Here is a 13,640-nt window from a genome sequence, read left to right as displayed (position 1 = left end):
CGCCCGAGCGCGGCATCCGACGAGGAGAAGGAGGAGACGATGGCAGAACCGCACGCCATCCTCGAGATGCGCAGCATCACCAAGCTGTTCCCGGGGGTCAAGGCGCTCGACGACGTCACGATGTCCGTGCGTCGAGGCGATATCCACGCGATCTGCGGGGAGAACGGCGCCGGGAAGTCGACGCTCATGAAGGTGCTCTCCGGGGTGTACCCCCACGGCACCTACGGTGGGCAGATCGTCTTCGAGGGCGAGGAGATGTCCTTCAAGGACATCAAGTCCTCGGAGAGCGCCGGCATCGTCATCATCCACCAGGAGCTGGCGCTCATCCCGGAGCTCTCCGTCACCGAGAACATCTTCCTCGGCAACGAGATCGTCGCCTCGGGCCTCATCGACCGTCGTGAGTCCCGTCGGCGCTGCCGTGACCTGCTCGCCCGGGTGGGCCTCGAGGTGGACCCGGACATGGCGGTGAAGTATCTGGGCGTCGGCCAGCAGCAGCTGGTGGAGATTGCCAAGGCGCTGTCCAAGAACGTGAAGCTGCTGATCCTGGACGAGCCGACCTCCGCCCTCAACGAGGACGACTCCGAGAACCTGCTCCTGCTGATGAAGGGCCTCAAGGGCCGAGGGATCACCTCGATCATGATCTCCCACAAGCTCAACGAGATCGCGGCCGTCTCCGATGCGGTGACCGTGATCCGTGACGGCCGCACCGTCGAGACCTACGCGGTCGAGGCGGGCGAGGTCGACGAGGACCGCATCATCCGCGCGATGGTGGGCCGCTCCCTGGACAACCGCTACCCCGACCACGCGCCGAATCTCGGTGGCGAGACCGTCCTCGAGGTCCGCGACTGGACCGTCGAGCACCCGAACGTGCCCGGCCGACTGGTGTGCGACGGGGAGAGCTTCGTGGCCCGCCGCGGCGAGATCGTCGGCTTCGCCGGGCTCATGGGGGCCGGGCGCACCGAGCTGGCGCGCTCGCTGTTCGGCCGCTCCTACGGCATCCACCGCTCCGGGCAGATGTTCCTGCACGGGGAGGAGGTCGAGCTGCGCACGGTGCGGGACGCCATCCGGCACCGCCTCGCGTACGTCTCCGAGGACCGCAAGCAGCTCGGCCTGAACCTGTTGGACAGCATCAAGCGCACCATCGTCTCGGCGAACCTGCCGGCCGTGGTCCGCAGAGGGCTCATCGATCCCTCGCGGGAGCGGGCCGTCGCCGAGCGGTACCGGTCCTCGCTGCGGATCAAGACCCCCGGGGTCGACGTCGGCGTCGCCACCCTCTCCGGGGGCAATCAGCAGAAGGTCGTCCTGGCCAAGTGGCTCTTCCCCGAGCCCGACGTGCTGATCCTGGACGAGCCCACCCGCGGCATCGACGTCGGCGCGAAGTTCGAGATCTACAAGCTCATCCAGGACCTCGCCGACCAGGGCAAGGCGATCATCGTGATCTCCTCCGAGCTGCCCGAGGTGCTGGGACTCTGCGACAGGATCTACACGATCTGCGAGGGGCGCATCACCGGCGAGGTCGACCGCGCAGACGCCGACCAGGAGACCCTCATGCGCCTGATGACCACCACAGTCGGCTCCGCCGCCTGAGCCGACTCCCATTCACGCAGCAACGAAAGAGCACACCCATGAATGTCGTGAAGCAGATCTTCGGGACGGACCTCCGTCAGTTCACGATGGTCTTCGCCCTCGTGGCCCTCCTCCTCGGATTCCACATCGCCTCCGGCGGCAACATGCTGACGCCGGGGAACATGCAGAACCTCATCGCCGGCAACGCCTACGTGCTGATCCTCGCGATCGGCATGGTGATGGTGATCGTGATCGGCCATATCGACCTCTCCGTCGGATCCGTCGCCGGATTCGTCGGGATGTGCGTGGCCCTCTCCGCCCGTGACCTTAGCTTCCCCTGGTGGGCGGCGCTGCTGGCCGGACTGGTGATCGGTGCCGCGATCGGCGCCTGGCACGGGTTCTGGCTCGCCAAGGTGGGGATCCCCGGGTTCATCACCACCCTCGCCGGCATGATGATCTTCCGCGGCGGCGTGATCTGGATCAGCGGGTCCGTGAGCGTGCCCGTACCGCCCGAGCTGAACGTGCTCGGCGCCGGCTACCTGCCCGAGTGGGGACCCGGGTTCACCCAGCTCAACAACTCCACCCTCCTGCTGGGCCTGATCGCGATCGGCCTGTACGCCTGGAACCAGATCAGCACCTACCGCCAGCGCGTCGCCGACGGCGAGACGGATCTGAACCGCACCGCGGTGATCATCCGCGTGGTGCTGGTGGCCGCGGTCCTCGGATACGTCACCTACCTCTTCGGCAGCGGCCGGCCCGGCACGTCGTTCCCCGTGCCCGGTCTGATCCTCGTCGTGCTCGTGCTCGTCTACCACGTGATCACCCAGCGCACCACCTTCGGCCGTCACATCTATGCCGTCGGCGGCAACAAGCAGGCGGCCGCGCTCTCCGGTGTCAGCGTCAGCAAGGTGCAGTTCTTCGTCATGATGAACATGTCCTTCCTCGCCGCGCTCGCCGGCATCCTCTTCGTCGCGCGCGCCACCTCGGCAGGCCCCACCGACGGCAACATGTGGGAGCTCGACGCCATCGCCGCCGTGTTCATCGGCGGAGCCGCGGTCTCCGGCGGCATCGGCACCGTCACCGCCACGATGATCGGCGGCCTCGTGATGGCCACCCTGAACTCGGGCCTGTTCCTCATGGGCGTCGGACAGGACAAGACCCAGGTCATCAAGGGTCTCGTACTCCTCGCCGCCGTGGCCTTCGACGTCTACAACAAGCAGCAGGGACGTCCCTCCATCACCGGTCGGCTCTTCGGCGACCGAGGCAAGTCGGAGAGCACCACCGACTCTGCCCAGATCGCGCCCGCCGCGCCCGGCGCCGCCGAGGCCTGAGCGCCGCGGGACATCCGCCCCGATCCCGAGCGCGGACGCCGTCCGCGACTCGCCCCCCTGACCCCATCCCCACCCTGGAGCCCGACGACGGGCCTCCACTTCACCTGAGGAGATCCACCATGAAGCGCAGGACGTTCACCCTCGGCGGCGCTGCTGCCGCCACTGCCCTCCTGCTCGCCGCCTGCGGCGAAGGACGCACCGGAGAGACCGGAGGCGGCGAGGACGCGGGCACCGGCTTCGACGCCGGCGCCACCATCGGAGTGTCCCTGCCGTGGCTGGGCACGCAGAACTGGGCCGAGGCCCAGGCCATGTTCAAGGAGCAGCTCGAAGCGGCCGGGTTCACCCCGCTGATCCAGGCGGCGGACAACAAGGTGCCGCAGCAGCAGCAGCAGATCGAGGCGATGATCCAGCAGGGGGCGAAGGCGATCGTCGTCGGCCCCATCGACGGCACCCAGCTGGGCAGCGCCCTCGCGGCCGCCAAGGACGCCGGCGTGCGGGTCCTCGGCTACGACCGCCTCATCGAGAACACCGACGCGGTCGACGGCGTGGTCCAGTTCGGCAGCATCCGCACCGGTGAGCTGCAGGGGCAGTCCCTGCTCGACGGACTCGCCGAGCGCAAGGGCGACGGTCCGTACAACATCGAGCTGTTCGGCGGCGGACCGGCCGACCCGAACGCCCCGAACTTCTTCGAGGGCGCCATGTCCGTTCTGCAGCCCAAGATCGACGACGGCACGCTCGTGGTCGTGTCCGGCCAGACGGACTTCCAGCAGTGCGCCACCCAGGACTGGGACAACGGCAAGGCCCAGGCCCGCATGGACTCGCTGCTCGCCGCGAACTACTCCGACACCCCCATCCACGGGGTGCTCTCCCCGAACGACGGCATCGCCCGCGCGATCATCACCTCGTGCAAGTCCGCCGGTCAGGATATCCCGGTGGTCGACGGCCTCGACGCCGAGACCGAGTCCATCAAGTCGATCTGGGCCGGTGAGCAGTACTCGACCGTGCACAAGCCGACGAAGGACCTCGTGGCCAAGACCGTCGAGATCATCTCGGCGTTCCAGAAGGGCGAGGAGGCGCCCGCGGCCGACGAGACCGAGGACAACGGCGTGATCGAGGTGCCGATCTACGCGTTGGATCCGATCGTCGTCACCAAGGAGAATGCGCAGGAGGTCTTCGCGGACGATCCCGATCGACTGGCGCTGCTCGAAGGCTGACTCGAACGACGGTGGTGGCCCCGAGGCGCGATGCCTCGGGGCCACCACCCTTGTGGAGGGGAAGAGAGCATGGCGAAGAAGCGTGCCACGATGAAGGACGTCGCCGCCCGGGCGGGCGTCGGGTTCAAGACCGTCTCGCGGGTCGTCAACGGCGAGCCCGGCGTCTCGGACGCGACGGCGGAGAAGGTGCGGAAGGCCGCCAAGGACCTCAACTACCGAAAGGACATGACCGCCGGGAACCTCCGCCGTACCGAGGGGCGCACCGACAGCATCGGGCTGCTCGTGTCGAGTGTGGGCAACGAGTTCGACTCCCGTCTCCACCGTGCCGTCGAGGACGCCGCCCTGGCGCACGGGGTCAGCGTGTTCGCCGCGAGCACCGACGAGGACGCCGAGCGGGAGCGCCTGCTTGCCCTCACCCTCGTCGCACGCCGGGTCGACGGCCTGGTGCTCATGCCCTCCGGGGACCTCTCCTTCCTCCAGCACGAGCTCGATCTGGGCACCCCGGTGATCGCCGTGGACCGACCGCCCACGGGACTGTCCATCGACACGATGATGGTCGACAACGACGGCGGCGCGCATGCCTCGATCGCCCACCTCGTGGAGCATGGGCATCGGCGGGTCGCGGTCCTGACGCACCTGTCGACGCTGACCACGGCCGCGCAGCGCATCGCCGGCGCGCGCAGGGCCTGGGCCGAGGCCGGGCTCCCAGGCTCGGCGCTCCAGGTCGTGACCGGCCTGTCCAGCACGGAGGACACGCTCCGCGCGGTGTCCGCCGTGCTCGGGTCGGCGGAGCCGCCGACCGCGATCTTCGCGGCCCGCAACGCGATCTCCGTCGGCGTGGTGCGCGCTCTCCAGAGCCGTGGCCTGCAGCGGGAGGTCGCCATGATGGGCTTCGACGACTTCGACCAGGCGGATCTGCTGGATCCTGCCGTGAGCGTGGTGGGCCAGGACCCGGCCGAGCTCGGCACCCTCGCCACGGAGCGGCTCTTCGCACGCCTCGAGGACCCCTCCCTCGTCGTGGAGCAGGTGGTCGCGGGCACCGAGCTCGTCCTCCGTCGCTCCTGCGGCTGCGGGGCGTGAGCGGGGAGGGATCCGCCTGCGCTCATGCACCCGCCGATGAGGAGGGTGCAGGACCTGGGCGAGGCGTCCCGGGATCGTGGGAGGGACGCCGACAACGGCAGCCCTGACCTCTGCGATGCGACACATAGATGCCGAGGACGGCACGGCGGTGGAGACGCTGATCGGGTCAGAGATCGCCGGCGACATCGCCCGCGTACAGACGAAGCCCGCCTCGCCGAGACCCGTAACTTCACCCCGATTCGGCGATCCACGGCACGTCGAGTAGGGCAGGGACCGCGTATCCCTTGCCGTGCACCGCGAGTGTGCCGGGGAGGTCCGGTAGCACCTGCACGGTCTCGGCGTTCTCGCAGATGATCACCACGATAGGGGACACATGCCGACAGGCGACCCCTACGGCGACCTTGCCACGTGGACATCCTGCTGGCGCTCGGACTCGTTCCACGTACCGCTGCCATCAGCCCGGGCGCACTGCACCTGTTCGGCTGACCAGAGGCGATCACTCGGTGGATCCCCTCCGCAGAGGCTCTCGTCCAGGACTCCCGTCGAGCAACCCAGGTGACCGAACAGTTCATCGCAGTAGCGAGCCGGCCCGCGCCCGGTGCCGTGGTCGTCGCCCGTCGCGGCGGAGCCATCGGAGCACGCGGGCCTCAGGAATCCGACCTTCAGCTCGGTGTCCTGACCGCACCAGTCGCCTGATCGAGCACCAGCCCTGCTGACCGAAGAATAGGCAGAGTCCATCCAAGAAGGGTGGACGGCAAATCACGAAGCGTCGGCGTCCTCCTGGTCCTCGAACTCCTCCGTGAAGTTCTCCGGACGGTCGGTCTCCTCGGAGTCGAGGTCCCAGTCCCGCGCGACGGCCTTGCCCATCGCCGTCTCGATGATCGTCACCAGACGAGCTCGACGATCCTCGAAGTAGCCGTCGAAGTCACCGGCGCGGAGGTACGCGGGATCGATCGCGTGGGTCGTGATCTGCTGGTCAACCTGATCGGGCGTGAGGCCCTTCGCATCGAGGCGATGCATGTACACAGCGGGCGAGTCGCCGCTGAGTCGGATGTTCGTCGACTTGGACAGCGGCGTCTTGTTGATGATGCTTTCGCGACGCCAGTCCTCGATGCCGTTCTCATTGCACCACTTCTTCGGGAAGACATGGTGGATGTCCACCTGAAGTTCGTCGTACGTCGCGAAGTCCAGCTCACGATCGAGCATCCAGTCCTTCGTGGGACGTTCCTGTGCCATCAGCAGCGCGTAGACGCCCTTGTACGCAGCCGACTGGCGCGTGCGCAGCGAGCCGAGGCGGGACTCGGCGAAGGTGGCACGGGCGACGGTGTCGGGAAGCTCGCTGCTCTCGGTGAGCGCCCACCCAGGAACCTGTTCGGCGTCGCGGCTGATCTTGGTCTCGATCGTCGCGCCGTACTGCTCGCCGAGAACACCGCACCAGTACCACTGGTTGAGCCGGGCGCGGACGGCATGCTCCTCGGCTCGTTCTCCGAGCAGCACGTGGAAGACCGCAAGCGCGATCAGCTGGCTGCGGTACGGAACGTCGCCCGAGCTGTGAATGTGGAGTGATCGCAGATGACGAGCGACGGCCGGGAGCGCGCGGCGCATGAGCGGGGCGACCCGGCGATAATCACGCAGCTCCATGCTCAGGATGTCCTCCCTGCGGGCACTGGTCTGCGAGAGCTTCTTCCCTGTCAGCCCCTTGGCTGCATCAGCCTTCCTCTTCTCGAGGGTGACGAGGACCGAGATCCCCATCAGGATGTCGGTGTTGCGAATGCCGTGGAGCGCGCGATGATCGTCGATCACCTTCTGCGTGAGCTCCCAGTCCTCGCCGAGCCGGAAGTCCTTACCGGTCTCCTCGAAATAGGCGCGGTCGCCCGCGAAGGTGGCTGTCAGCAGCTCGAAGGTGTCGAGGGGCAGTCCGCCGGTGTTCACCTTCTCGAAGACTGTGGCGACCGCGTCCTTGCCGATGTCCTTCTTCAGCTGGATCGCCGGAATCTTGTACTGCTGCATCGGGTTCAGGATCTTCGTCGTGAACGTCTGCATGACAGCGGTTCGATCAACGTCCTCGTCGGGCTTCTTCGCCTGCATGTAGCCGAAGAGCCACGGCATCGCGGCCTGCTGGTCGAAAAGCACGCTCAGCGGCATGAGACCCTCGAGCTGCTGCTTCTCGGGCGTCGAGACATCGAAGCGGACGTCGCGATTGAAGTTCTCCCGGATCACCCCATCGGCAGGGAGCGAAAGCACCGCTTCGTCCTGGGACCGTGCATCGCCGAGCGCCTTCTCGACGTCGATGAAGTATCGTCGGGTGAGCTTGTGGTGCCGGACATCCTCGGTCTCGACGATCCCGTCTCCGGTGAGCGCCTGGTACATCGACGTCATCCGCTGCTGGCCATCCAGGAGAAGCAGCTCAGGCTCCTTCGCTGCGGTCTCGAGCTGAACGCCGGTCAGGGGACGGGGCTTGAACCTGATGTTCTCGCCACCCGTCTCCAACGTCATGATCACGCCCATCGGATGCCCGCGCAGGACCGTCACGAGGAGCGAGCGAATCCGCTCGTCATCCCATCGGTAGGGGCGCTGGAAGTCCGGCAACTGGAGGGTGCCGTCAGACGCGTCCTTCAACATCTCGGTGATCGTGTATTGGGGCGTCTGGAATGTCGACATGCGTTGCGGGTCCTTCCTCAGGCGGTGCACGTTCGTCCATCATCGCGCGACTCTCGCAGAGATGCAGCGCATTGACCGAGCCTCAGGCCGTCGCCTCCCCCGCCCGATGCAGCAGCACCTCGTCCAGCAGATCATCTGAGTGGAACTTCGCGAAGTTCGACGGCCCTCGACGCATGAGCCCGAGCGCCATCGTGCGCGCAGCCAGTAGGACGCTGGAACGCGCCAGTACCTCGGCCATCGCCCCTGCCGGAAGCGCGATCGTCTCGCAATCCTTGTAGCTGCGGTAATGCGAGGTCCGCCGGATCATCAACCCTCTGCGGTCCTTGGCGTTGATGATGCTGGAGGCGACGTTGAGGATCACGTTGGTCTCGCCCTCGTTCGGGAAGTGGTGCGCGAAGAGCAGCTCCACGTTGTGGGCGTTGACGGTGAAGAGCCGGTACCGGTCCTTGGACTTCGCCGTCCCGGGCATCGCCGAGACTCCCCAGTACAGGCCACCTGTCACGGACGGCCACGGAATGACCTCGTGGACGTACTCGGTGAGATCCGCGAGCGCCTCCGGGTACGCCGGGTGAGCGGCGAGCTGCTCGTACTTCGGCCGGATCCGCCGACGGCGCTCCGCGGCGCGGGCGCGCTCATCGAGCGGGTACGCCGGCTTCACGCCCTCGAGCCATTCCTCCTGCTGCTGGCGGTCCACCACGAGATCGATCTCGGCATCGCCGCCGGGCATCTGGGTGAAGGCCCTGTTGCGGACGGTGTAGCTGCGCTCCGTCTGCGTGATCAGGGTGCGCTCGACGTCGTTGAGCTCATCGCGCCCGCACTCGAGGAACGAGACCGCCGTGATGTCACTCCAGCGCCGCCTATGCGAGGCGAGCCGGCTGGTCAGATCGACGGTCTGGCCGACGTAGCGCTCGCCGTTCGCGAACTCCAGTGTGTAGATCCCGCAGAGCTTCCGGTCGAGTCCGAAGTAGATGCTCGGCGCGACGTCGTTCGAGACGTCCCAGCGCTTCTGCCGTCGAGGTGATGCCACTATCTCTTCCCGTCCTCACCGTTCAAGTGCCGCATCTTCATTGCCGCCAAGTGGGAATCGCGCATTCACGACTTCCCGCTCTCCCTGCCCCACATCCACAGCACGATGTCGAGCGCACGGAGAGTGGCGAGATCCGTCCGACCCACCGCCTCCTCCACCTCGTCGGCTCGCTCCTTCAGGTACCCGTCCGCGCGGAGCGCCTCCCACCACAGACGCCACGAGTTCTGGTTACCCAGCTGGATCACCTGATTGACGACGGAGTCCTCGATCGGGATCAGCCGCGGGCGCTTGCGCGCCATGATCTTGCTCGCGGTCGTGGGGCCGACTCTCCACCGCTGCGCTGGAGCATCGTTGCGCCGCAGCAGATCCCAGAGCTTCAGCGCGGGGGAGTCTTTGCCGAGCACCTCGTCGAACTGCTCCTCGTCCTCAATGTCTTCGAGGCAGAGCTCCGGCTCGATCTCGGCCAGCAGCTCGGAGATCTCCCCAGCGGAGTCGCCGAGGATCCCGAGCGCTGCCCGGCCCGACACGGTGACCGCGAGCATCTGCACGGCGAGCAGATCGTCGGCGCTCACCGTGTTCTCGAGATTCTGCTCCGCACTGAAGGTCTCGAAGTGGGCACCGGTGTAGGCGAGCGTGCCGGGATGCGTCTCCGAGGCCGCGAAGTACTCGGTGGCGAGCTCGATCGCGTTCTCGCTGCTGATGCGCTCGACAGCTTCACGGATGGTCACGTGATCCTCCTTGGTGCAGGACGTTTGCATGCCAAATCAGTACCCCAGCTCAACCCGCCGCCGCAGCTTCTCCGGGTCCGGCGCCCCAGCCTGCGGTCGGGCCAGAGCGACCCCATCGAACCGCGAGAGCTCCTCCCGCAGCGGGGCATCGTCGCCCACCCGCTCCCACCGCACCCGGCTCACCCCGTCGGGAGTGATCTCCAGGTACCCCGCGTCGAACGCCCGGTCCACGAACGTGGACAGGCAGATCCCATTGCTCGGGTCCAAGCGGATCGAGGTGTCCTCGCTCCACGGCACGATGTGCGAGGCGACGAGGAACGCGCGGGTGCCGATGCCGGTGAGAGCGCATGTCCATTGATAGTTGCTCTTCACCTCTTCCGCGAAGGAGCGCCGCGCGCTGCCGCGGGTCCGCGTCAGCACCTCCCGGTCCTCGACGGCGAACTGCCCTTCCGGGATGCGCTGGTCGAACTCCCGGACCAGGTCGGGGTTCACGGGAGCGGCCTCGGCCGTGAGGTCGTCCTGGCCGGCGCGCAGCGCACCGTCCTGATACCCGAAACGCTCCTCGCCGCCCAGGGTGATCGAGGCGGCGATGCGGTCGAACACCCACTCCTCGTCATTGGAGCGGAGCGGGTTGAAGCGGAAGACTCCGAGGAACCGGTAGTCCCCGGAGGGGCCCTCCTTCCCGAAGGCGATCACGTCCTCGCGGCGCGTGGTCTCCATCCGGTGGCCGTACTGGCTGCCGTCGGCCGGGCGCATCGTGATCTCGAGACCCTCGGGGGAGAGGGCGTTGATCCAGTCCCGGTTCGCGAAGAGCTTCGGGAACCACACGTCCGTGTGCTCATCGAGCCGGATCGTCGCCTGCTGATGCCCCTTGTACTCGAACCCGAACAGCCGGGCGACCTCCACATGGGTGCGGAACGAGACGTCATCGTCCATGGTCAGCGCACCGCGCTCGAGCAGGTCCGAGATGTCCACAGCCATGACCAGATCCTAGGTTCGCCCCCGGACAATCGGCAGGGCCGTCCCGCCCCGTCCGAATGTCCGCCCTGACCAGCACAATGCACGCAAGTTGCCGTAGAGTCACTGCGGTAGAGATGCCGCAGGGAGGATCGCAGTGCACGCACAGGCAGTCGAGGAGGACGCCGGCGTGATCTCGCCCGGCTCCCTGGTGGTCGTCCGTGACGAGACGTGGCTCGTCACCTCCGTGGAGGACACCCCGGACGGGCCGCTGTACGCGGTCCGCGGGGTGAGCGACTTCGTCAAGGACACCACCGCGTCCTTCTACCGCTCCCTCGACGACATCTCCGTCCTCGCCCCGGAGGACTCGACCGTCGTCGCGGACACCTCCCCGCGCTACCGCCGCACCCGGCTGTGGATCGAGTCCACCCTCCGCAAGACCCCGGTCCCCGTCGACCACCCGGACCTCACCGTCTCGACCCAGATGCTGGCGGACGATCTCCCGTACCAGCGCGAGGCCGTCGAGATGGCGCTGGACCCGGAGCGGATCCGCCCCCGTCTGCTGATCGCGGATGCGGTCGGCCTCGGAAAGACGCTCGAGATCGGCATGATCCTTTCGGAGCTGATTCGTCGCGGTCGCGGCCGGCGCATCCTTATCGTCTGCCCCCGCCATGTCCTCGAGCAGATGCAGCACGAGCTGTGGACCCGCTTCGCGATCCCGTTCGTGCGCCTGGACTCCGAGGGCGTGCAGCAGGTCAAGCAGCAGCTGCCGGCGTCGCGGAACCCCTTCACCTTCTTCGAGAAGGTGATCATCTCGATCGACACCCTCAAGCAGGACCGTTTCGTCCACGACCTGCGCCACCATCGCTGGGACGCGGTCGTGATCGACGAGTCGCACAACGTCACCAACCAGTCCACGCAGAACAACCAGCTCGCCCACGTGCTGGCACCGAACACCGATGCGCTGATCCTCGCCTCGGCCACCCCGCACAACGGCTCCAACGACTCCTTCGCCCAGCTCATCAGCCTGCTGGAGCCCACCGCCGTCTCCCCGAAGCGCGAGATCGCCGAGGACGCCACACAGCGCCTCATGATCCGCCGCCACCGTTACTCGGACTCGGTGAAGGACGAGGTGGGGGAGAACTGGGCGGAGCGCAGGCCGCCGGAGATGCTGCCGGTCGAGCCCTCCCCGGAAGAGCTCGCCGTCGCCCACGAGATCGCCTCGACCTGGACCCACCCGCCCGCGGGCCACGGCCCCATGTCCGGCCGCGGCTCCCAGCTGTTCCCGTGGACCCTCGCCAAGGCCTTCCTCTCCTCCCCGGTCGCGCTCCGCGAGACGCTCCGCAACCGCGCCCGCGAGATCCTCGGGAAGGCCGATGCCGGCACCCTCGCCGAGATCCCGCCCAGCAGCGCCTTCGCCGCCGAGGCGGCGGCCCTCGATCGCCTCGGCGCTCTGAACGAGGCCTGCCTCCCGGCCGACGGCACTCCCCGCTCGGGCAAGTACCAGCGTCTGGTCCAGCTGCTGCGGGACAAGGGCGTCGCCCGCACGTCGCCCGAGCGCGTGGTCGTCTTCGCCGAGCGCGTCGCGACCCTGTCGTGGCTGCGTGAGCACCTCCTGGAGGACCTGAAGCTCAAGGACGACCAGATCGCGGTGCTCCACGGTGGGCTCACCGACGTCGAGCAGCAGCGGATCGTGGAGTCCTTCAAGCAGAGCTCCTCCGCGATCCGCATCCTCATCACCGGCGACATCGCCTCCGAAGGTGTGAACCTCCACGCCCAGTGCCACGAGCTGGTCCACTTCGACGTGCCGTGGTCCCTCATCCGGATCGAGCAGCGCAACGGCCGCATCGACCGCTACGGCCAGCGCACACCCCCGCAGATCACCGCCCTGTTGCTGGACCTCTCCGAGGTCGACGGCTTCGACGGTGACATCTACGTGCTCCGCCGTCTCCTCGAACGTGAGAAGGAAGCCCACGAGCAGCTCGGCGACGCCGCGTCCCTCATGCAGAAGTACGACGCCGGCGCCGAGGAGCGCGCCCTCATCGACGTGCTCCGCAGCGAGAAGGACGTCGAGGACGTGCTCCCCGAGGTCGCACAGATCGACCCGATGAGCGCCTTCCTCCAGGGCCTCCTCGCCCAGGACTCCGCTCCTACCCGTCGCCGCGACGGCCACCGCGCCGCGCAGGAGACCTCCTTCGCCACGGGCCTGTTCACCTCCGACGCGGACTTCCTGCTCTCGGGCCTCACCGAGCTGCACACCGAGCCCGGCCGGCCGATCGCCAGCGGCGGGGTCGACCTCGTGCTGGACCGGTCCACGGGCCTGATCCAGTTCACCCCCGGCGAGAACCTCGGCCGGCGCCTCGACCACCTCCCGCAGTCCTACCTCAAGGACCGCCGCGTCAAGGAGACCCTGCACCTCACCTCCCGGGCCGACGTCGCCGCGAAGCGCCTGCGCGCCGCGCTCGACGACGACACCGGCACCAACTGGCCCGACGTCCACTACCTCGGCCCGCTCCACCCGGTCCTGGACTGGATGAGCGACCGCGTGCTCGGCGGCGTCCCGAGCGGTGAGGTCTTCGCGATCCACGGCAAGGTCGACCAGCCCTGGGTGATCTTCCAGGGCACCCTCACCACCGCCCGCGGCCAGATCGTCTCCTCGACCGTCCTCGGCATCGCCAATGACCACGGCACGCTGCGCGCCCTCCCTCACACCGCGCCCTCGTCCCTGTTCCAGGAGATCGGCCTCGACCCCGACGCGATCGGCACCGCCGTCGAGGACCCGGCCCAGTACCAGGCACTCCTCCGGCAGGCGGTGCCCGTCGCCCGCGAGTTCATGGAGCAGAGGATCGCCCCGGGCATCACGGCGGCCGCGGAAGCCCGCGTCCAGCACTGGCAGGAGGAGCAGCAGCGCTGGGAGGCCGACGCCGCCCACACCCGCGGCCAGTCCGCCCTGCTCCTCGCCACCCGTGACGCCCTCGCGGTGGAGAAGAAGCTCGTCACCGACATGCTCCCGGACCGCACCTTCGCACGCCCGCTGCTCGTCGTCGTCCCCCGTCCCCAGGCCTGAGGAGTCTCC

Annotated in this window: 10 protein-coding genes; 5 read left to right on the top strand and 5 right to left on the bottom strand. The window is 67.9% G+C overall.

Annotation, left to right across the window (positions count from 1 at the left end; translation table 11 throughout):
- Positions 1 to 39 precede the first annotated feature (39 nt).
- The 4 genes from mmsA to HNR70_RS11835 all read left to right on the top strand — a co-directional run bounded on the left by mmsA (position 40) and on the right by HNR70_RS11835 (position 5,191).
- The gene (mmsA, locus tag HNR70_RS11850) at positions 40 to 1,587 is read left to right on the top strand and encodes a multiple monosaccharide ABC transporter ATP-binding protein (protein ID WP_184325841.1); all 1,548 of its coding nucleotides are present in this window, start codon (positions 40 to 42) and stop codon (positions 1,585 to 1,587) included.
- Positions 1,588 to 1,625: 38 nt separating this feature from the next.
- Positions 1,626 to 2,897 carry a sugar ABC transporter permease gene (locus HNR70_RS11845; RefSeq protein ID WP_184325840.1) on the top strand — a complete coding sequence of 424 codons (1,272 nt, stop codon included), beginning with the start codon at positions 1,626 to 1,628 and terminating at the stop codon, positions 2,895 to 2,897.
- 119 nt (positions 2,898 to 3,016) lie between these two features.
- Positions 3,017 to 4,111 (top strand): substrate-binding domain-containing protein, encoded by a 1,095-nt coding sequence (locus HNR70_RS11840; RefSeq protein WP_184325839.1) that lies wholly within the window; start codon positions 3,017 to 3,019, stop codon positions 4,109 to 4,111.
- 69 nt (positions 4,112 to 4,180) lie between these two features.
- Complete coding sequence (locus HNR70_RS11835; RefSeq protein ID WP_184325838.1) at positions 4,181 to 5,191, top strand: LacI family DNA-binding transcriptional regulator; 1,011 nt, start codon at positions 4,181 to 4,183, stop codon at positions 5,189 to 5,191.
- Between the two features lie 229 nt (positions 5,192 to 5,420).
- On the opposite strand, the gene HNR70_RS15955 is transcribed toward HNR70_RS11835, so the two are convergent.
- The 5 genes from HNR70_RS15955 to HNR70_RS11810 all read right to left on the bottom strand — a co-directional run bounded on the left by HNR70_RS15955 (position 5,421) and on the right by HNR70_RS11810 (position 10,588).
- Positions 5,421 to 5,633, bottom strand: coding sequence for a Wadjet anti-phage system protein JetD domain-containing protein (locus HNR70_RS15955; protein WP_221421129.1), 213 nt, complete (start codon positions 5,631 to 5,633; stop codon positions 5,421 to 5,423).
- Positions 5,634 to 5,950: 317 nt separating this feature from the next.
- On the bottom strand, positions 5,951 to 7,852 hold the full coding sequence (locus tag HNR70_RS11825; RefSeq protein WP_184325836.1) for a GmrSD restriction endonuclease domain-containing protein: 1,902 nt from the start codon (positions 7,850 to 7,852) through the stop codon (positions 5,951 to 5,953).
- A gap of 82 nt (positions 7,853 to 7,934) precedes the next feature.
- Entirely contained in the window at positions 7,935 to 8,879 is a 945-nt protein-coding gene (locus HNR70_RS11820; protein ID WP_184326743.1) for a GIY-YIG nuclease family protein, read from the bottom strand.
- Between the two features lie 65 nt (positions 8,880 to 8,944).
- Positions 8,945 to 9,607, bottom strand: a complete 663-nt coding sequence (locus tag HNR70_RS11815; RefSeq protein ID WP_184325835.1) for a DUF6308 family protein — start codon at positions 9,605 to 9,607, stop codon at positions 8,945 to 8,947.
- Positions 9,608 to 9,643: 36 nt separating this feature from the next.
- Entirely contained in the window at positions 9,644 to 10,588 is a 945-nt protein-coding gene (locus HNR70_RS11810; protein ID WP_184325834.1) for an HNH endonuclease, read from the bottom strand.
- 133 nt (positions 10,589 to 10,721) lie between these two features.
- Between HNR70_RS11810 and HNR70_RS11805 the strand changes: the two genes are divergently transcribed.
- Positions 10,722 to 13,631: a DEAD/DEAH box helicase gene (locus tag HNR70_RS11805; protein WP_312857650.1), complete on the top strand. Its 2,910-nt coding sequence runs from the start codon at positions 10,722 to 10,724 to the stop codon at positions 13,629 to 13,631.
- The last annotated feature ends 9 nt before the right edge of the window (positions 13,632 to 13,640 follow it).

Origin of the sequence: Brachybacterium aquaticum, assembly GCF_014204755.1 — a bacterium.
In the GTDB taxonomy this organism is placed as follows: domain Bacteria; phylum Actinomycetota; class Actinomycetes; order Actinomycetales; family Dermabacteraceae; genus Brachybacterium; species Brachybacterium aquaticum.
The sequence above is the reverse complement of the archived record's forward strand: the minus strand, read 5'-3'. Positions and strand labels throughout refer to the sequence as shown.

Coding starts and splice junctions, on each gene's coding strand:
- mmsA (WP_184325841.1), top strand. CDS start 40: ATGGCAGAACCGCACGCCATCCTCGAGATGCGCAGCATCACCAAGCTG.
- HNR70_RS11845 (WP_184325840.1), top strand. CDS start 1,626: ATGAATGTCGTGAAGCAGATCTTCGGGACGGACCTCCGTCAGTTCACG.
- HNR70_RS11840 (WP_184325839.1), top strand. CDS start 3,017: ATGAAGCGCAGGACGTTCACCCTCGGCGGCGCTGCTGCCGCCACTGCC.
- HNR70_RS11835 (WP_184325838.1), top strand. CDS start 4,181: ATGGCGAAGAAGCGTGCCACGATGAAGGACGTCGCCGCCCGGGCGGGC.
- HNR70_RS11825 (WP_184325836.1), bottom strand. CDS start 7,852: ATGTCGACATTCCAGACGCCCCAATACACGATCACCGAGATGTTGAAG.
- HNR70_RS11810 (WP_184325834.1), bottom strand. CDS start 10,588: ATGGCTGTGGACATCTCGGACCTGCTCGAGCGCGGTGCGCTGACCATG.